At 55.8% G+C, this 20780-nt stretch carries 12 protein-coding genes; 9 read left to right on the top strand and 3 right to left on the bottom strand.

The genetic code is table 11. The features are described 5' to 3' along the window. The first annotated feature begins 157 nt into the window (after positions 1-157). On the top strand, positions 158-6961 hold the full coding sequence (gene sprA, locus BUB55_RS04965) for a T9SS outer membrane translocon Sov/SprA (protein WP_234971804.1): 6804 nt from the start codon (positions 158-160) through the stop codon (positions 6959-6961). Positions 6962-6991: 30 nt separating this feature from the next. Here sprA and BUB55_RS04960 read toward each other — a convergent pair whose 3' ends face one another. From BUB55_RS04960 to BUB55_RS04950, 3 genes are all read right to left on the bottom strand, one after another. Then, complete coding sequence (locus BUB55_RS04960; protein WP_073188756.1) at positions 6992-7759, bottom strand: tetratricopeptide repeat protein; 768 nt, start codon at positions 7757-7759, stop codon at positions 6992-6994. A gap of 6 nt (positions 7760-7765) precedes the next feature. Next, positions 7766-9580 (bottom strand): BatD family protein, encoded by a 1815-nt coding sequence (locus BUB55_RS04955; protein ID WP_073188754.1) that lies wholly within the window; start codon positions 9578-9580, stop codon positions 7766-7768. Positions 9581-9919: 339 nt separating this feature from the next. Beyond that, the gene (locus BUB55_RS04950; protein ID WP_073188752.1) at positions 9920-10957 is read right to left on the bottom strand and encodes a CofH family radical SAM protein; all 1038 of its coding nucleotides are present in this window, start codon (positions 10955-10957) and stop codon (positions 9920-9922) included. 153 nt (positions 10958-11110) lie between these two features. On the opposite strand from BUB55_RS04950, the gene BUB55_RS04945 reads away from it, so the two are divergent. The 8 genes from BUB55_RS04945 (at position 11111) to BUB55_RS04910 (ending at position 20691) form a co-directional block, all read left to right on the top strand. Next, on the top strand, positions 11111-12520 hold the full coding sequence (locus BUB55_RS04945; RefSeq protein WP_234971803.1) for an esterase: 1410 nt from the start codon (positions 11111-11113) through the stop codon (positions 12518-12520). Positions 12521-12617: 97 nt separating this feature from the next. Beyond that, positions 12618-14138: an ATP-binding cassette domain-containing protein gene (locus BUB55_RS04940; protein ID WP_073188851.1), complete on the top strand. Its 1521-nt coding sequence runs from the start codon at positions 12618-12620 to the stop codon at positions 14136-14138. A 43-nt stretch (positions 14139-14181) separates the two neighbouring features. Then, a complete protein-coding gene (locus tag BUB55_RS04935) occupies positions 14182-15309 on the top strand; it encodes an Mrp/NBP35 family ATP-binding protein (protein WP_073188751.1) in 1128 nt (375 codons plus the stop codon). After that, positions 15306-15602 (top strand): DUF971 domain-containing protein, encoded by a 297-nt coding sequence (locus BUB55_RS04930; RefSeq protein WP_073188749.1) that lies wholly within the window; start codon positions 15306-15308, stop codon positions 15600-15602. The genes BUB55_RS04935 and BUB55_RS04930 overlap by 4 nt, the downstream gene beginning before the upstream one ends. A gap of 59 nt (positions 15603-15661) precedes the next feature. Then, a complete protein-coding gene (locus BUB55_RS04925; RefSeq protein WP_073188747.1) occupies positions 15662-16507 on the top strand; it encodes a sigma-70 family RNA polymerase sigma factor in 846 nt (281 codons plus the stop codon). Continuing rightward, complete coding sequence (locus BUB55_RS04920; RefSeq protein WP_073188745.1) at positions 16507-18222, top strand: tetratricopeptide repeat protein; 1716 nt, start codon at positions 16507-16509, stop codon at positions 18220-18222. Before BUB55_RS04925 ends, BUB55_RS04920 begins: the two co-directional genes overlap by 1 nt. A gap of 102 nt (positions 18223-18324) precedes the next feature. Continuing rightward, the gene (locus BUB55_RS04915) at positions 18325-20247 is read left to right on the top strand and encodes a tetratricopeptide repeat protein (RefSeq protein WP_073188743.1); all 1923 of its coding nucleotides are present in this window, start codon (positions 18325-18327) and stop codon (positions 20245-20247) included. Between the two features lie 39 nt (positions 20248-20286). Then, positions 20287-20691, top strand: a complete 405-nt coding sequence (locus tag BUB55_RS04910; RefSeq protein WP_234971802.1) for a septal ring lytic transglycosylase RlpA family protein — start codon at positions 20287-20289, stop codon at positions 20689-20691. The last annotated feature ends 89 nt before the right edge of the window (positions 20692-20780 follow it).

Raw genomic sequence — 20780 nt, 5'->3', positions numbered from 1 at the left:
AATGCTTACAAATTTGCCCTCGGTTTAGAACCGGGGGCATTTTTTAACTCTTTTTTTGCTAATTTTCCCGAAAATCTCATTTTCTACTGAATTTGGCGATGTCACATTCTGTATTTTGTGATGGTTGAATTTGAATAGGTTCTTACATAGGACCCATGTGGGTTTATTTGCTTTTTGTGCGCTGCTTCTGGGCGCAAGTAGTTTGGCTTTTGGCCAGACCGATACCACGTCGGTACCCTCCGCAGAACCAGCCGACCCGGCCGAAACAGAATGGCAGCCCACGTACCAGTACATGCCTTTGCCTCCCTCGGCGACGCCGCTCAACAGCATGCTCCCATTTGGCGGCATCGGTTCTTCGCCGCGGTTGATGAAGACCACCAAGGGTCAGGTCTTTAGTCACGACATCAACATCGCGACGCGTGAACTCGATGTGAGCGAGAAGCGCGTGAATGGCGTCTCCCGCGACACGACTACATTGTGGACGGCGCACTACCCCGAACTTACGGACTACGTCTCGGACATGTACGACGTGGGCCGTAAGAACCTTTGGCTGAATGGCCTTGTGGGGCAGAGGGACGAAGGTTACGAGGCGCCCGAGACCGGTTCCATGTTCGACATCACGATCCCGGTGTCGATGCCCGCTTGGATGAAGGACTTTGGCCTCGACAAGCCGAAGCTTATGCTGCAGGGAACCATGGACATTCGCCTGAAGGGCTATGGCGAGAAGGACGATGCCGAAGGCAGTACCAAGACGAGCCTGTGGCCATCGCCCACGCTTACGTACGACCCGAGCTTTATGGTGAAGGGTAAAATCGGCCCCTACATCACGGTGGAGATCAACAACGTGGAGAGCGGGCTTGGTGTGCAGAACCAGGTGCGCGTGGTGTACGAGGAATCGTACAAGGATGAATTTGAAGACTACATATTGCAACGCGTGGAAGCCGGTACCACGTCCCTCTCCTTGACGGGTACGGCGCTCACGGGTTACTCCGAAAACCACCAGGGCTTGTTCGGCATCAAGGCCGACTGGAAGCTGGGCGACTGGCGCCTCACGACTATCGCCTCCCAGGATGGCGGAAGCCAGGAGGAGTACACCATCAACGCGAGCGAGACGACTACCGAGTTTCAGATCTTGGACAAGCAGTTCATTGCCTACCGCTACTACTTCTTGAATCACGAGGCGAGGGACAACTACATCAATGCGGCCATTGCCGGCAGGACCACATCGAGTTTCCCGGCGACGAACCTCAAGCTGTACAAGAGGAGCGGCCTGAACGCCTCGAACGACGTGCTCGACAACATCACGGTGGTGTACAAGGCGCCGAACGGCAAGACGGTTGAAAAGCTGGTGGAACGCATGGTGGAGATTCCCCAAAGCGATTACACCTACGATCCCAAGACGGGCATCCTCAAGATTAACGGCGTGAACCGCAACACCTTGTTGGCGGCGAGCTGGAGCAACGACGGCACGGGACGTACGGGGACCACGGTTCGAGACGGCGCCCGCGTGGTGCTGGTCCAGTGGGACGCGACGCTCTCGGAACTGACGGACATCGACAAGTTGATGCTCCGCAATGTTTACTCGGTGGGCATTACCGAAGCGAGCAGCAGCGGCTTTATTTTGCGCATGAAAAACAAGTCGGGCATGACAGGAACCTACCTCAAGACGCTCGGCCTCGCGGACACTACCACAGGCAGTCCGTTAGTGAACGACGCCACGATTTTCAAGAAGGATGCTTCGGGTAACTTTACGGGCGAAATGTGGCTGCCCTGTAAGCCGCTCTCGGAATATACGGGGAGCCGCACTACGGAGCGCGCCCGTGAGAACTGCTTGGAACCGCTTCGCTTGCTGGACTCCACGGGGGCGACGGCGCAACTCTATACGCTCCCTGTCTATAACTTGAACCGCTACACGAGTCGTTTCTACTTTGAGTCGGTGGGCAAGCGCCGCAACTCCACCATCAGCGTGCGCGACCCGAACTCCAGTTACTCGGTGAGCGCGGGCTCCTGTATGGATATTTCGCCGGGAACCGAAAAGCTGACCGCCGGTTCCACGACGCTCACTCGCGGCGTGGACTACGAAGTCAACTACGAACTTGGCCAGATTGAACTTTTGAGCGAGCGCGCCCTTGACCCGAACAAGGAAATCAAGGTCACGTTTGAGTGCGAACCGCTGTTCGAAATCGACAACAAACTTTTGCTGGGCGCCCGTGCCGAGCTCCCGTTGGAACGCTACGGCTTTGGCGAAGGCTCCCTTTTTGGCGTGACCGCCTTGTACAAGAGCCAGAGCACCACGGCCGAGACCCCGACTTTGGGCAACGAACCGTTCAACAGCTTCCTTTGGGGCATGAACCTCCGCTTGCAAGATACGGTGCAGGCGTTGACCGACCTGGTGAACAAGATCCCGTTCATCAACACCTCTGCTGTTTCGAGCTGGCTCTTTGAAGCGGAATTTGCCGCAAGCCGCCACAACGCCAACACGAGCGACGATGCCGAGGCGTTGGTCGAAGACTTCGAGTCGACCGTCAACGGCCTGGTGTTCCCGCTCTCAAGGCTTTCTTGGTACCAGGCTTCGCCTCCGGGTGGCGTGAAGGACAATGTGTCCACTTACATCCCGAGCCTCGATTTCCGTCACAGGGGTGAATTCATTTGGCACAGCAACTCGACGGAACTCTATAAGTACATTTACCCCAATGTGGGCAACTCCGATGTGGACAACCAGCACCTCACCGTTTTAAAGATGACGCTCCGTGCCAACGACAACCTGGCGGGCAATTCTTGGGGCGGCGTGATGCGCCCCAACAGTAGCTATTACCAGGACTTGAGCGAGAGCAAGTACATTGAAGTGGTGGCGCGCGGCAACGTGGGTTCCATTTACCTCGACTTGGGTTTGATGAGCGAAGATATTTCGATTAACGGTGAAGAGCCGAACGGCATCTACGACGGTGAAAACGATTTGGGGTCCACAACAGCCCTGCACGACAAGGGTATTGACGGACTCTCGGGCTCTGACGAATACCGCGTGGTTTGGGACTGCCGTACCTCGGACTGTATTTCGACGACTTACAACACGCTGAATGCTGACGCTTCGACGACCGACATCGCCCGCGATAACTACGACGATGACTTGGAGGACGAAAGTGACCCGCCGGTCAACATCAACGGTACCGAAAACAACTCGGGTGAACGCGCCTACGATACCGAAGACATCAACAAGAACGGATCCCTGGATACCGACATCAGCTTTGTGCGTTACCGCATTGACCTCTCTGATACGGACCCCGCCAACTTCGAGGAACTCAAGAACGGCTGGCGCAAGTGGCGCATCCCCATGAACCAGTACGATACGATTGTTTCGCCTACGGGGAACGACTACAAGACGATTCTCTCCGAAGCGCTGTTCACGCGTTTGTGGGTGGGCAAGTTGAACCCGGGCGTCTCCGAGGCCAAGGTCCAGATTGTGAGCTTGAGCGTTGTGGGCAACGCGTGGGAAGAGTCTACGGTCGCCGACCTGTACAAGACCAGCACTAACGAGAATTCGCAGATTGTGGAAGTCAACGGAGTGGAGACCGAGATCAAGGAGTCGGTGGCGACCCGCGATACGAGCTTCATCAAGGTGACGACCATCAACAACCGCGAAAATTCCAACAAGTACTTTAAGTCCCCCAACACCAAGACGGAACGCGATACCGATTCCAACGCCCCGCTCAAGGAGACTGCCCTGGTGCTCGACTACCAGAACATGTCGCCTGGTCAAGAAGTGGGCGTGACCCGTATCTTTGAAACCGACAAGAAGGATTTTTCGGCGTACAAGTCCTTGAAACTCGAAATCCATTACCAGACCGACGCGACGACGGTCCCGGTGCGATTCGCCATGCAGTTTGGCGAGGGCTCGCTCGAAGGCTCTTCCGATTACTACGAATGGAGCTTCCGTCCGGTGAACTACGTCTGCGCCTCTTCGCAGCGCGCCCAGGACTGCCACGAACAGAACTGGATCGACAACGCCTTTGCCATGGACATCGAGGACTTCTCCGATTTGAAGCTCGGACGCCACCCGCCCTTTACCGAGGCGACCATCAAGGACTTGGGAGGCGATAGGGAAGAACAGCTCAAGCTGGTGGGTAACCCCTCCATCACGAGCGTGGACTGGATTCGCTTTGTGATTATCGCCGATTCGTCGGCGAGCCCGGACGACTTGAAGGGAACGTTCTGGATTGATGACCTGCGCCTGGGCGACATGGATACCGAGTGGGGCTATGCGGCACGTACCGGCGCCCAGGTGAACTTCGCCGACTTTATTTCACTCTCGGGTGCGGTGCGCTACCAGGATGGTAATTTTGCGACGCTCTCCTCGACGGGCGGCTCTCCCAAGCCCAAGCTCTCTGAAGCGGCTTCGCAGCTGGATGTGGCTGCCGACATTAACGTGAGCCTGAACAAGTTCCTGAACGACAGCATGGGATTCCACATCCCCATGAACCTGGGTTACAACAGCACCACGGACCGTCCGTACATGAAGCCGAACGACGACATGATCCTCAAGCGCAGTAGCTTCTCGGACCTCACAGGCGACATGTTCCAGAACGAGCTCTCGGTGACCAATCCCAGGGAAGAACAGAGACTGCGTGACGAGGGCGAGTCAAAGGGCTACGAGACCTATGTGCGCACCAAGACGTTTGGCATTAGCTACAGCAAGGATTACGTTGCTGCCGATACCAAGCTGGGCGAGGTGCTTTCGCAGGCCCTCTTGGAACGCCCTGCGATTAGCTACTCGTATAGCGAATCCGAAGGGCGTGGCGCCACCAGCGCCGACTCCACGTACTCTTACCACACCACGTTGGAGTACAAGCTGGGAACCTTCTCCATGTTCAAGTTCAAACCTTTTGACGCCCTCTCCAAATCGGAGAATTCGTTTGTGAAGGCGTTTGCCAAAACAGAGTTTGAACCGTGGCCGCAGACCTTTGACCTCACGCTGTTCGACTTCACCTACGTGCGCCATGTGGACCAGGACCGTGACCCGGACTTTGTGGAGCCGCAGGTCGACAAGGTGGTGACCTACACTGCCGATTTGAACCACAAGTTGAACATGCGTTGGAACATCCTTTCGTTCCTTTCTACGTCTTACTCGTTGAGTATTCGCCGCGACATGTACGGTGGCGGCGACCGCGAGGCGTTTGTGAAGGAGAACTTCTTTAGCCCCGACGATGGTGGCCTCTTTGCCAGCGACTATATTTTTGACTATGACCACACCGATCGCAAGGTCTACGTTTCTAGCGACAGCTTGGTGATCATCCCGTACGACACCATCCCGAAGGTGAATGAGGACGGTGCTGAACTCGCCATTGACATGCAGAACCCGGATTCTTACACCATTCTTTACGATAGCACCCGGTTCTACAAGGTCGATAGCGTGGGCCGTCGTGAATACGGACGTTCCTACGGTATTTTGCGCAACGAACGTTCCCGCAGTCAGCAATTCAAGATTGGCTTTAACCCGCGCCTGATTCCGTTCTTGCCGTTCAACACGACGTTCTCTTCGGACTTCACTCAGCAAAAGACAATCCCCGACGACTTTGACCTTTACGACCATACGGGCATCGAGAAGAACTTCTGGACCATTTCGCAGACCAACCGCTTTGAGTTCAGCCCGACGTTCAAGATTCTGGACCTTGCCAATTCGTTTGGCAAGGAGAATGCGATTGCCAAGGCGCTGGATAAAATCAAGTGGCGTGAAATCCGCTTTAACTGGACCACCAGCACCAACACCATAGGCGAGAACTTTACGCTGGCGCAGCTGTACGAAGAACAGAACGTGACGCCGCTGCAATACTACTTGTACGGCCTGGGCTTGGGCAACGGCTACCGCAACCGCGGCTTCTATAACATTGTTACGGGCGACATGGGCCTTGACCACCGCGACGATTACCGCGACTTTGCCGAGTACAGGAACCGCCATGTGGATACGCTGGTGTACCAGGGCAACTTCCGCCATACCGTGGCGCGTCAGTTCCAGGTGGGGACGGGTGTCACGCTCCCGATTTGGGACATTGGCGTGACGGGCGATTTACAGTGGCGCGAGGAATTCTCGCAGGCCCGCGAGTACCCGCTATACCTCGATACGACTACCGTGTGGCCCAAGATTGGCATTGGCATTAACGTGCCCAACTTCTCGCAACGTATTTCGTTCCTCAATGGCTTCCGCAGCGTGAGCGCCGCGCATCACTTTGACTACACCAGGACTACTACGGTGCGCCCGTTCCAGAGCGCCGAAGATTCTTGGAGCGACCAGCTTAACTTCAACCCGCTTATCCGTGTGACGTTCTTGACGCAAAAGAACATGCGTATCGAGAACAGCGTCCGCATGAAGATCGAATCGACCGATCGCAGACCCAAGGAAGAAGTCATTGGCATTACCAGCTGGCCCGATTCCACCGGCAACGGCCTCGATACCTCTGACTACTTCTGGGATACGCCGTGGATTCATACCTCGCTCTACAACGATTTTGCCTTCAACATTGGCGACGACTTTAGCATTTCGTACCCGCTCAAGCTCAAGAAGGGCTTCAACTTCTTCAAATGGTACTTCAAGTTCGAAAACGATATCGACCTCAAGCTGACTGCGGGCTACGACTACAACAAGACTATCCGCAAGGAATATGACCCCGATCCGGGTTACACCATGTGGAACAAAGAAAGCGGTACTGACGGTGTGTTCCGTGATTTCAGATCGACGGGCTATAACTACGTCGCGTATAATCCAGAACTCACGCTCACCGACCGCACGGTGCCCTCGCGTACGCACGAGTGGTTCATTAGGCCGAGTGCCGCCTACATGTTCAACAGGATTGCCTCGATGAGCAGCTACATTGAGTACCGTCAGATCCACGAAAAACTGGACGACGAGACGCCGCACTTGCGGCAGATTCTGCAGTTCGAGATTGCGTTGATGCTTCGCTTCAACTAACCGAGTCTTCCCCCGGGCGCCGACCTCGCGCTACTTCACGATTCCGACTTCGGAGAGTTTCACAAAGCCCTTGACTTTTTCGCCTAGGCGGATTTCGGCAAAGTTGCCTTGGATGCCGAGGACTTCGAAACTCGTGCCTTCGGAGAGCGTGTTGAGCGTTTGGGACTTGTCGCTCGGGGCGCTGGTCACGTCGGCGTCTTTGGCGGTGACAACGCCTGTGATGTCGGTCTCCAGCACAATCACCTTGTAGGCGGCGCTGGCTCCAACGACGCAGAATACAATCGAGAGCGCAAAAACGACTCCCGTGCAAATGTTCTTGTTGCGCTCTCCTGCCACCAGGCGGCGGGCGATGAACACGAACGCGATAATCCAAAAGATGACGAGCAGCACAAAAAGCTGGGCCTTGAGCGAAAGCGCGTGATGGACATTAAAGAGCGTCGCGAGGATGGGGTTCTCTTCTTCGTCTTCGTCCACCTTGTCTTTGGTCATGGCCTGGGCATATTTGAGGTTGTGCTGTATGTCGTCGTCATTGGCGCGCAGGCGCAAAGCCTGCTTGTAATAGAAGATGGAAAAGCCCAGGTTCCCGTTGCGGAAATAGGCGTTGCCCAAGTTGTAGTAAAGGTCGGCATCGGCCATGCCGTTGTCAACGCAGGTGCGCCATTCGTCAATGGCGCGTTCAAAGTCGCTCTCGTTGTAGGCCTTGGTGCCCGCTTCGATCCCGGGGCAGGAGCTTGCGGCAAAGGCGCTTGTGGCCAAGGCGAGTGCAGTCAAAAAAATCAACGTTATTTTATTCATCATATTCGCCTATTTTAAAATGTTCAGCCCTTCGCAGAGCTTTTCGACGTCCTTGAGCATTTGCGCCTGTTCGTCGGCGCTCGCCGTTACCGGGGCGAATCGCACAAAGGAGCATTTTTCGAGCCAGCTGTCTATGGCCGTGACGGTCTCCGCCTTCACGCCGAGCTTTTCGAGTTCCTCCTTCATTTGCGGGCGGGTCATGCCCTTGAATTCCTGGTTCGTGAGGTTGCTCAGGTAATCGATGAGCCCGTTCTCGAGGGCGGCAAAAAATGCCTTGCCGTCGCCCTTTTGCAATGCCGCGCGGGCGTGCGCGAACTTTTCTTTGAGCATCTTGTTCGCTTTGCCCTTGCGCACGAGGGCGGCGTCGCTGTTGTGCTTGCGGCGGCGCGTGATGAGGAACGATACAATAAAGTAGAACGGGATGGCGGCGGCAAAGGCGACCCAGAAGGTGATGTTCCTGTGCGGGGTGCCCGACTCGGCCTTGCCCGTGACTTGGTGAATGAAGCGGATGTCGGAACCCAGCGATTCGATTTCTTGCTTTTGCACGGCGGCGGGGCCAACTGCGGCGGCGGGGGATTGGAACATGGCCTCGGCGACGGCTTCACCCTTTTCGACTTCGATGGTCCAGGGGCCCGCGACGGTGGACTCGTACTTCTTTTTAGAAGGGTTGAACCAGGAGTAGCTTATGGCGGGGATTTCGAATGTACCCTTCTTTTTGGGGTAGAGGAACACCTTGATCTCTTTGGTCGTAATGACCTTGTTCCCGGCAATTTTTTTTGAGATGTTGTTCTCGGGCGGCACCGAGCGGAAGTCGCCAAAGTCGGGAAGCTTGGGGTCGGTGATGGTGCCCGGCGTTCCGTCGCCCTTGATTACGATGGCGAGTGTGAGCGCTTCGCCCACCTTGAGTTGCGTGCGGTCAAAGTCGGCTGTGAATTTGTAGTCGCCCACCATTCCCGAGAAATCGGCGGGCTTGCCCTCGGCGGGGAGCGGCTTTACGGTAATGTTGATGGTGGGCGAGTTGGCCTCGGCCTCCACCGATTCTTGCCTTACGCTGCGGCTGGTGAACGACATGCCGCCCATCTGCTTTTTCTCTTCGACCACCTTGGGCTCGCCGCGCTTGGTGTACTTGAACTTGAACGGCGGGATTTGCAATGTGCCGCTTTTGGTGGGGGAGAGCCAGGCGAACTTGGCGCTCGCCTGCATTTCGCGGCGGGCGCCTTCGACGGGCTTGAATTCCATATTGTTGAGGTCGCTCCGGTGTACAATGAAGTCGTTGCCGGTGTTCATGTCGGTGGCCTGCAGACCGCCTTCGAAGTGCTCGTAGGTATGGAACCCGAGGGTCACGCTGAACTGTTCGCCTTCGTAAATGGTCTTTTTGCTGGGCGTGAGGCTCACAGAGATTGCGTCGTCGTTGTACGATTTTTGCACGCTCACGGGAATGCGGCTGCTGATGACTTGCGGCTGGCCGCCTATTTCCCAAGTGATTTGACCGACGTCGATCTGCCCCGTCTTTTTAGGGGCGCGGACGCTGAACGAATAGACGCGCGCCTTGTAGGCTCGTGCCCCGCCGCCAAAAAACGACTCGAACATGTCTTCCATGCCGGGGCGGATCACCTGGTCGCTACTGTCAAGACTCAGGAAGGTAAAGCCGTTGCGGGTTTCGAGCTGCGGCACGCCCCTGGATTCAGGGAGTTCCTGCAAGGGCATAATCAACTGCAAATGGAAAGTCTGGCCGGCCTCGATGCGGTCCTTGTCAACTTGGAGGCTCGGGCGGGCGCTGGCTATAGCTGCAAAAGCGAGGCAAATCAGCAAAATACGTTTCATGGCTTTAAATTTACCAAAAATGCCACTTGCAAAAAGAAGGGGAGTGTCAAACTTGTGTAATTCTTTAAAAAAATCGCTCTTTATATATTTTTTTCCCTTGACGCGTTAGTAAAATTTTGTTAATATTGGCGCCGTTGAACGAAAATGCGGAAAAAACGCAAAAAAACGACGATAAAAAGTCATTTTACGAAAAAAAAAGGAGTCTTTAATGTACTGCATCCTCGCCGCCCTCTTGGTCAAGGGCTTCAAAAAATACGCTAAGCAATACAAGTAATCATTTTTCTAACTCTCTCAAAACACCTCGGCGAAAACCGGGGCGTTTTTTTTATGCCTGCGGCGTCAATCAAAGTTGAGGGAGCGTCGGTAGGGGGTGAACCCGGCGTTCTTGATGAACGATTCCGCCTCTTCGATGGTGGTGACCCCGTGGTTTTTGAGCACGTTCTCCTCGATCACAATGCTGTTGATGTCGTCGGCGCCCGCATGGAGCCCGAGTTCGCCCAGGGAGAGTCCCATGCCGAGGAGCGAGACTTCGATGTGCGGCACGTTGTCGAGGTAGAGGCGGCTGAGCGCGAGCAGTTTGAGGTACTCATCGCCGCGCACGTGGCGGATGGGGAACTTGTTGGTTTGCGGCTGGAACGTCCACACCACAAAACTCTTGAAACCGCCCGCGATATCTTGCGTGGAGCGCACGTATTCCAGGTGCTCCACGATTTCTTCGGGCGTCTCGATGCTCCCGAACACGATGTTTGCGCTGCCGGGGAGGCCCTTTTTGTGGCAGGCGGCCATGGCGGCGCACCATTCCTTTGCCGAGAGCTTTTGGGGGCTCAAGAATTCACGCATGCGGTCCGAGAGAATCTCGGCTCCGGCCCCTGGGACGCTCGAGAGGCCCGCTCCCTTGAAAAGGTCCAACAATTGTTCGAGTGGCATTTGGTTGAATTCCGCAATGCGAACAAGTTCCACCGGCGAAAAACCGCGTACCTTGACGCCCATCTCTTGCGTGAGCATTTTCAGCACATCGGTGTAGTAGCCGAGCGGAATCTCGCGGTTGACGCCGCCCTGCAAAAAAATCTGGTCGGCGCCCTTCGCCTTCGCTTCGATTGTCTTTTGCCGGATTTCGTCCAAACTAAGCACGTAGGCGTCGGCGCTTTTGGCGGGGCGGCAAAAACTGCAAAAACTGCAAGTGACTTCGCAAACGTTCGTGTAGTTCACAATGCGGAAGGCGGTATAGCCCACGCGCCCTCCGGGGAGGCGCTTTTGGCGCATGGCGTGGGCCGCTTCGGCGACCTCGGTCCACGGGGCTTTTTTGAGCAAGTCCAGGGCTTTGGCGGAGGTCAGGCGGGCTTCGCCGTCAACGACTTTTTGCAAAAGGGAATCCATGCGTTTTAATGTAAAAAAAATTTTGAAAAAGAGGCCGTGTTGTGGACGAATTGTCCACGGAAAACGGCTCGGCAAAAGAAGGGAAAAAGGGTTTTGGGAATATTTTATATGATGAAGGAATATAAGGGAGGTTTTATGAAATATTCTTTCTGTATGGGATTATCTGTCGCCATTTTGGCGACTGCCGCTAACGCATTTATTTTGACCGGCAAAGTGTCGGACGAAAAAGGAACTGCCGTCAAGGGCGCATCGGTCAGCCTGACCGGGCTCAATCTTTCGACAAAAACCGATGGCGTGGGGGCGTTTACGCTCCGCGATACTGAGATTATGGCGCTTAACGCGGCCTTCGTCCCGGGATTCGTCAACGTGAAAAACGGCGTGCTCTCGTACCTGCAGGCGAGTTCTGACCCGGTGCAGGTGCAGATTTTTGACGCTGTGGGCAACCGCGTTTTGAACAAGGTCTTTGCGGGTTCCGGTTCGGTGGACCTGCGCGGCTTTGTAAAGGCCGAGGGCACTTACTTTGCCCGCGTGCGCATGGGCTCCGCTATGCAAAACATCAAGTTTACTGCCAACGGCAGCTACGGTTCCTCTTTTGGGAAGCCTGTGGTGCGTAGCCTCGCTAAGGAAGGCGGCGAAAACCTGCAGGTGGTGGCCGAGGGCTTTGACACCTTGAACGTGGCGCTCACGAACCTCGATACCAACCTCGCCTTGACGCTCACCAAGCCCAAGGGCGCCGAGCCCGAATACGCCTACGGATGGGGCCTCAAGAACGACCCCGTTCCGACTCGTGGTTGTGGCAAGGCTGCTCCGGGAAACATCCCCAAGAGTGGTAGCTGGGACTTCCAGTGGAGCAAGGGCAAACGCACCGTTCGTATTGACATTCCCGACAATTACGACAACAATAAGCCCTACAAGCTCGTGTTCGGCATGCATTGCATGGGTGGCTGGGCCGGCGGCGTGCAGCAAGAAGGCTATTATGGTTTGAAACCGCTTGATACCGAAAAAACGGCCATCTTCATTGCTCCGGAGGGCAACGGCAATCAGGCTCCGTGGGGTCAAGATGATTACACGTTGTTCGATGAACTTTTGGCTTTTATGGAATCTAATTATTGTATTGACTCGAGCCGCGTGTTCTCCACCGGTTTCAGCTACGGCTCCATGTTCAGTAATGGGCTTTCTTGGAACCACCAGGACGTGCTCCGCGCCGTTGCCGTCTACGAAACCGCCGAACGCAACATTTGGCTCCCGCAGCGCCAGAACAAGGGCATCGGCTGGATGGGCGTGCTCGGCCTGCAAGACAACCTCTGCACTCCGACAATGGGTCGCGCTGCTCGCGATATCATCTTGGAACTCAACTCCGAAGGCGGCAAGGCGAAAAACGAACGCGCCCAGGAATACAGCGGCAACGGTCCGCACGTCTGCTACGATTACACGACAGTTGAAGAACGTTTCCCGGTCCGCTGGTGCACGCAGAACGGCGGCCACATCTGGGACCACAAGGATCCTGGCCAGAACAAGTCCTGGGTTCCGCAGGCCACATGGGATTTCTTCAACAAGTTCTAATGTGATTCTTTCATAAAATTCTCTCAAAATAACGGAAGTCCCTCGGTGAAAAACCCGGGGGATTTTTTTGTATGTGCGTTTTTCTACATTTACGGGCATGGAATTTAAAAGATTCGAGGCGTTGATTGAGAAGTTCCCGCAGGTGCAAATCTTTAGCACCGAGGGCGAGGACCTAGATCGCGTCATTATGCATTTTTTGAACCAGCGCGAAAACGTCTCCGTGATGTCGGAGGCAATCCAGCGTAAAATACAACACGCACTGGCCCCATTTTGGCAACAGCGTTTTATTAGCCTTCACGACGAAGAAGCCCCGCTGGTGCGGAACCTGCTTTTGAACAAGAAGTTCTTTTTGCAGACGGACCGCTACATTGACGATGTCCCGTTCCCGCTTACCGACCCGGCAAAACTCCCTCGGGCTCTGGAAATTGCCGACCTGAGCGAGAGCATTTTGAACCGCAAGCTTTTGAGCCTCTCGAATGGCGAGCTGCGCCGCGTGCTTTTGGCTCGCATATGGATGGAATCGCCCAAGTGGATTTACTTTAACGATTTGTTTGGCGGGCTCGACCCAGAATACCGCGTGCATTTGGCCGAGCGCGTGGCTGAACTTGCTCATGATGCCCATGACGGTGCAGGCCAGGTCAACCTGGTGGTGCGCCTTGCTCGCGAAGACGAACTGTTCCCAGGGATCCCTGCGTTTGTGTATGCGAACAAGACCTTCATGCAGTATGCGGGCGAGTTGCCTTCTGAAGTCGCAAAGCCTAAGTTTACGAAGGCGGAACTGAAGGACTACGAGATTGTGAAACTGACACGAAAGTGTCATCCTGAGCAAACGAAGTGCGTCGAAGGATCTCAAGGCTCGTTAGATTCTTCGACTTCGCCTAACGGCGGAGTTTACCCTGAGCCTGTCGAACGGGCTCAGAATGACACTGAGGACAAAGTTCTCTTCGACCTGAAAAACGTGAACGTGCGGTTCGGTGACACAATTGTGCTCAAGAACCTCAACTGGACGGTGCGCGAGGGCGAGCATTGGGCGGTGATGGGCGAAAACGGCGCCGGCAAAAGCACGCTCCTCGGCTTGCTTACCGCGGACCACCCGCAAATGTATTGCAACGACATCACCCTTTTGGGCGAGCGCCCGGGCCATGGTCTCAACATTTGGGAACACAAGGCAAAACTCGGTTACTTTTCCCCGGAACTCGCGCTGCAGTATCGCGAGGACCTCGAACTGCTCGACGTGCTTTGTACGGGGTTCACGCCCAACCTTTGCCGAGCCGAGAACATCACTTGGGAAGAGAAAGCGAAGGCCCGCGAGTGGCTCAGCTACTTGGGTTTTGATGACCCCACGGTGAACGTGCGCAAGCTCTCTCCCATCGACAAGCGCCTGGTGCTCATGGCGCGAGCCGCTATCCGCCCGCCCAAAGTGCTTTTGCTTGACGAACCTTCCCAGGGTCTCAAGGGCGAATACCGCGAAAAAATTTTCCACCTGTTGGACTTGCTCTCAAAAGAGACGACCATTATTTTGGTGAGCCACTACGAAGAGGAATGGCCTCCCTGCATTACGCACTTGCTGCGCATGCCCAAGTTTTCGCTCGACAGCCCATCTACGGCGGGCGTGTAGTTAATTTGTGTGTAATTCCTAGGGTGATCTTGATGAGGATTTTATGACGCTGAACGAACAAACCATTTTGAAGGCGCTCTCTGCTGTGCAGGATCCGGACCTCCACAAGAACATTGTGGAGCTTGGCTTTGTGCAGAATATGAAAATCGAGGGAACCTGCGTTTCGTTTGAACTCAAACTTACGACCCCGGCTTGCCCTATTCGCGATCGCTTCAAGGACCAGAGCATTGCGATTGTAAAGTCCTTGGGGGCGACCGAGGTGGTGGTAACGCTCACCAGCAGTCAAGGCCGGGTTGGCGACGAGAACGCGGCGACCAAGGCTCCGCAAAATTCCCACATTGGCGAAGTCGCGCATGTGGTGGCGGTGGCCAGCGGCAAGGGCGGCGTGGGCAAGTCGACTGTGACCGCGAACCTCGCCATGGCCTTGAGCCTTTCGGGGGCGCGCGTGGGCATTTTGGACGCCGACATTTACGGCCCCAGCATGGGTCTCATGTTCGGCATCGACAAGGCACCCGTGGTCCATGACGACAACTCCATTTCGCCGGTCGAGGCGAAGGGCGGCATTAGCATTGTCTCTATGTGCATGTTTGCCGATAGCGACAAGGCGACCATCTGGCGCGGCCCCATGGTGAGCCAAATGATCCAGCACTTTATCCATCACGTGCGTTGGGGCAAACTCGACTACCTGCTGGTCGACTTCCCTCCAGGAACGGGCGACATCCAGCTTACGCTCACGCAAAACTGCCCCATGGCGGGCGCCGTGGTGGTGACGACCCCGCAAGAGGTCGCACTTGCCGACTGCCGCAAGGGAATCGCCATGTTCGACTCGGTGGGAGTCCCCGTGATTGGCGTCGTCGAGAACATGAGTTACTTTATTTGCGACGGTTGCGGCAAGCGCCACAACATATTCCCCGCGGGCGGCGGCGAACGCATTGCCCAAAAGTGGGGCGTGCCCCTCATTGGCAAAATCCCCATGGAACCTGCGGTGGCGGGCTGTGGCGACGAGGGGGCTCCGGCGGTGCTGCGCTACCCGAACTCCGAATCGGCGAAGGTCTTTATGCAAACCGCCGACACGGTGGTGAGGGCGCTCGCTGTGTTCGATGCCGAGGGCGACGGCGTGCTCAAGAACTTCAACTACGAATTTGAACAACTGCCGGTGGAGGAAGCATGATTCAGCCCAAGAAAGTTTTTAGGACTCCCAGCGGCAAGTTGGGCGTTGAGTGGAACGATGGAACGCGCGGTGCTTGCGATGTCCGCACGCTCAGGCTCGCATGCCCGTGTGCATTGTGCGTCGATGAGCATACCGGCGAAAAACTATTGGACGATTCCACGGTGCCCATGGATGTGAAACTGGAACGAATCCAATCGGTTGGGCGCTATGCGGTGTCGCTTGCCTTTAGCGACGGGCATGGCTCGGGAATTTACCCGTACGATAAACTCAAGGAATTGACGGAAACGGCATAAAAAACCATATTTGTGAAACTTTAGGATATCCCGATGGTATTGAAAGGTGTAGGAAAGGTATGAGTGATTTTAACGAAGCACTTTATTTTCGCGACTTGAATCGTTACCCGACTCTGTCCCCGCAAGAGGAGTCGGCGTTGTTGACGATTATCAAAAAGGGCGAAACCGAAGAAATTCGTAAATCGGCTCTCCAGCGCCTGATCCGCGGCAACCTCCGCTTTGTGGTGAGCGTTGCGCGCAAGTACCAGGGCCGCGGCCTCGCCTTGCTCGATTTGATCAACGAGGGCAACCTTGGACTTTTCAAGGCGGCAAAACGCTTTGACATGGACAAAGACGTCAAGTTCATTAGCTACGCCGTGTGGTGGATTCGCCAGTCCATTCAAAAGGCCCTGTTTGAACAGGTGGGGGCGGTCCGCATCCCGCCCAACAAGCTCGCCCTGGTCAACCGCTTTAAAAGAGCCCTCATGCTCAACGGCGGCGATTACGACAAGACCATCTCGATGGAAGAATTCGCCCCCTACGAAAAAGACATCGTGGAGGTGATGGAAAAGATTGTGGACATCTCCCTGGATGCCCCCATTGGCGACGACGCCGGCAGTTCCGCCGACTCCGTGAGCACCCTCATGGACGTGCTCGGCTCCGACGGCAACCAGGACGACGACATGGAGAAAGAGGAACGCAAAAAACTCATCCAAGAGACCTTGGCCTCGCTCCCTCGCCGCGAAGAGGAAATCCTCCGCATGTTCTACGGACTGGACACGGTCGAAGATACCACGCTCAAGGATATTGGCGAAGACTTGCGCCTGAGCCGTGAACGCGTGCGCCAGATTAAGAACAAGACTTTACGTCGCTTGCAAAAGAGCAAGGAACACAAAGAAAAACTCTCTGACTTTTTGGAGCTCTAATGGCTACCTCTACGGTCGTGGCGCGCAAGGCTGCCTACCTGTTCTTGACACTCTGTGTGGGAGCGCTCATCGCTTTTGGCGCATTCCGCCTTTACGAGGAATTTGGTCCGGCCAAGATTTCGGTGGAGGCTATTCCCTTTGGACTCCCGGCGGGGAGCTCCGTGCAGCGCGGCGATGCCCCCGACCTGGATGCCGGTGTGGTGAAACTCCCGGTACAAACGCAGGCTGAACTGCGACGGGCGGTAGAACTTGCCCGTGGTGGCAACGCCCAGGCCGCCTACGAGATTTTTGACGCCATTGTGCTGGTTTACCCCGATGTTCCCATGGCCATGTGGGGCGAGGTGAATACTTTGTTCGAAATTCCCGACCTCGACGATTTGCAGCGCGAACGCCTCGCGCTCTTGGTGGGCAAGCTCCAAGGGTTGTTCCCCAATTCCGGGCTCTCGGTTTACCTTGACAGCCGCAAGGCTTACCTCTCGGGCAATTCCTCGTCGGCTTTAGAAATGGCGCGCATCGCGAGCGAAAAGGCTCCCGTCCTTTACGAGACGCGCCTCTGGTATGCAAAGCTCCTTTTTGCCAATTCCCGCTTGGCGCAGGCCTCGGCGGAGTGCCGCACGGCGGTGAGCCTCTCGGCGGGTTCCGACCCGCGGGCTTACGAACTGCTGGCGCAGCTGTACCACGACCAGGGCGTCATCGATAGCTGCACGGCTCTTGTAGAATACGCGCTCTCGCAGTACCCGGCCGATGCCGAACTGCTTTTGCTGCAGGGCTTCCTCATGGAGTACCAGGGTCGCTTTGACGCCGCCGAAAAAATCTACCGTCGTATTTTGGCGTTCCGCCCCGATTTTGAAAAGGCGAATGCTGCTGTGGCGTCGCTGGGCGAAAAGTCGCCTCCGGGTCCGGGCACCGGGGTGGCGTTATCCCCGCGGGACCGAGCCCAGGTGGCTTGCGAAATTTTGGAACCGCTGGTCGAAAAATACCCCGAGAACATGCCGCTTCGCGAAGCCCTTGGGCTTGCCTACATGAAGGGCCGTGATTTTGAACGCGCCCGCACGCAGTTCCGCGAAATCGCCGCCCGCGATCCCGACTATCCCGATATTCAGCAGCGCATTCAAGAGGCGAGCGTCACCAAGCCTGTCCCTGTTGCCAAGAACAACGGCCTGGCCGACGACCTGAACCGCGCGGTCGACAGCCTCCGCGTTGCCATGGGTCCTGCGACCAAGCACGACTTTACCACCATGCTCGGGCATTACCTTGTTCGTTATGGTGCGACCCCGGGCGAATTTTTCAAGAGCTATGCCGTGGGCAACTTCCGCCCGGTCAAAACAAACGTTTGGCAAGAATCCTTCTACGTCGACCCGTACAAGCACACCTACACGGTCGTGTTCGATTCGCTCAATCACTTCCGCGAGGTACACGTGTCGGTTTTTGATTCGTCCTCGGGTTCGCACCACCTGGGAGTTGCCCCCGAAATCTTTACGCGCCTGCTCAAGCAGAACTCCCGCATTTCGGGCATTGGCAACAGCACGGGCGAAACCGACTGTGGCGACGGCAACGTGATTGACGCCGCCGTCTGGGAAACTCAGGACAATTTCGAGATCCTGGCGCGTTTTGTGGGCAAGCCCGCCGAAGTCCGCATGGTCCGCTTCGACAAGGAAGCGCTCCCTGCAGGCCTCAAACTTTGCGATTATATCCCCTACTTGAACGAGTACTAGGCGTCGTGGTATCGCGTTTATCAAGATGGCTAGTTCTGAGTTCCTAGTAACTATTAACCAGTAACTAGCCCCAGGGCGTAACTATTTTGTATCTTTATTCACATGTTCCGCGCCCGCTACATGGTGTATGCCTTGCTCGTTTTAGCCGCCTTCCTGTTCGAGGGCTGCACTTGCTGTGCGTACCTGAACCACATGTTCAATGCCGAGCGCCTTTACGACGAGGCGGGCGAACTCCGTACCGCCAGGCTCGATAGCGTTCCCGACGAAACCGCCTCGACCCCGAGCAGCGAAGAGCGGATGAAGTACGACAAGGTGATCGAGAAGGGAAGCCGCGTTCTGGAACGCTTCCCCAAAAACAAAAAGCGCACCGCCGAGGCCGTGTTCCTCATTGGCGAATCGTTCCGCCACAAGGGCGAGTGGGCGAAGGCCATTACCAAGTACGACGAATACGAACGTTACTTTGCCGACTACGACTCCATGCGGGCGGTCGAGTACCAGCGCGCCTACTGCCTTTACCGCAACCTCGAATACAATATCAGCCGTTTTGCGTTGGAACCTGTCATTTCGGACAAGTCGCACCCGTATTACTTCCAGGGCTTGAACCTGCTTTCGCTTTTGGACGAACAGGGCGAATTCCCGGACCAGGCCATTGCCGCCTTGGAGGCCGTGCTGGCCGATACCTCGGGCACTCCGTTTATGCGCGGCAAGGCGCATTTCCGCTTGGCGGGCCTCTATTATAAAAAGGAGAACTGGGACAAGTCCAGGGAGCATTACACCGCCGAAGAAATCAAGCTGTTGAATGTGCGCGAACGCCAGACCGCAGCCGAGCAGGCCGCCGAGTGCCTGGTGAACCGCAAGGAATATTTGAAGGCCGCCGACGAGTACAAGGCGCTCTTTAAAAACGAAGAGTTTGAAAAACAACATCCCGAGTACCTGGTACGCATAGGTGAAATCACTATGATGGCGGGACGCGTTGCCGACGCGTTCATCGTGTTCCAAAAGGTGAATTCCGACTACCCGCGCTCGACGGTGGCGAGCCGCAGTTACTTTAACCTGGGTGACTACGAACAGACCAAGACCATGAACTACGAGCAGGCGGTCATCTATTACGACAGCAGCTTTATTTCGCGCTCCATCAGCGAATACGGCCGCATGAGCCGCGAACGCCGCGAAGCCTTAAAGCAGTTGCTCGCCATGCGCAGCGCGAACGACGCCGACCTCAAAAAAGATTCCATCCCCAACCTCAACAGCTTCTTTAGCAACGAATTCCGCATTGCCGAACTCTTCTTGTTCAAACTTTCGGAAGTCGACAGTGCCATCAAGCGCCTGGACGAGGTCATCGACAAATCTGGCGATTCTGTGAAGGTGCTGCGGGCCACCTATGCGCGCGCCTTTATTTACGACGAGTTCAAGGGCGACGAGGACAAGGCCGAGGAACTGTACAAAGAGGTTATCGAGAAGTACCCCAATACCGAGTACGCCAAGCAGGCTCAAATCAACTTGGGCATGCGCGTGACCGTCCAGACGCCCGAAGACAAGGCGAAGGAACGCTACATGCAGGCCGAGAGCCTTTGGACTATTGCCGCCGAGACGCCGCTCGATCAAATGGAGCAGGTGGACTCTGCGTATGCGACCGCCTTTGCCGCCTTTGACAGCCTGTACCAGGAATACCCCGAGACCGAGGCGGGGGCGCAGGCGCTTTACATGAAGGCCGTCTATTTCCAAATGAATCCCGAATTGCTGGATAGCGCGAAGGCCGCCTACAAGGTGTTGCAGCAAAAGTACTGGAATACCCCGTGGGGCAAGCAGGCTTCGGTGGTTTTGAACAACCGGCGCAGCAATACCGACCAAGAATTGGAACGCCTACGCAAACGCGTCCAGCAGAGCCAGGAACACATCGACAAGCTCTCGGCGCAGTACTACGAGTCGTTGAGCAAGAAGCCCGAAGAAAAGAAGGCCGAAGTCAAGAGCAAGGAGGACGAAGTCCTCGAGAATACGTACAACAGCATGTATGACTTCGAGTAATGATGTCGTTTTTATATGGTTAGGCTTGTTGCGGTTATAATGGTTTCGTTGCTCCTCGCCGGTTGTGCCGGCAAGGCGAGCATCTCGGCGCGCAAGGGCTTTGTGCGCAACCCCGAAAAGCATTACGCCTCCAAAGAAAAAGCCGAGGTCGGCACTAAAATTACGGGGCAGGCGAGTTACTACGGCCCCGGATTCGACGGCAAAAAAACGGCGAGCGGCGAGATTTTTGACCAGGACGATATGACCTGCGCCCACAAGAGCTTGCCCTTTGGTACCAAGCTCAAGGTGGTGCGCAAAGACAACGGCAAGAGCGTGGTGGTTCGCGTGAACGACCGCGGCCCCTATGTGGACGGACGTATCCTCGACTTGAGCGTCGCCGCCGGCAAAAAACTGGGTCTCGATAAGGTGGGCCACGCCGAAGTCGTCGCCACCGTGATAGACTAGCCCTTCGCAGTCATCCCCTCCCTGCATCACGTCGTTCTGTCATATTTTGACACACCTCTTTCTTATATTTGAGTGTACAAAAAGGCACT

Origin of the sequence: Fibrobacter sp. UWP2 (assembly GCF_900141705.1) — a bacterium.
Classification (GTDB): Bacteria; Fibrobacterota; Fibrobacteria; order Fibrobacterales; family Fibrobacteraceae; genus Fibrobacter.
The sequence above is the reverse complement of the archived record's forward strand: the minus strand, read 5'-3'. Positions and strand labels throughout refer to the sequence as shown.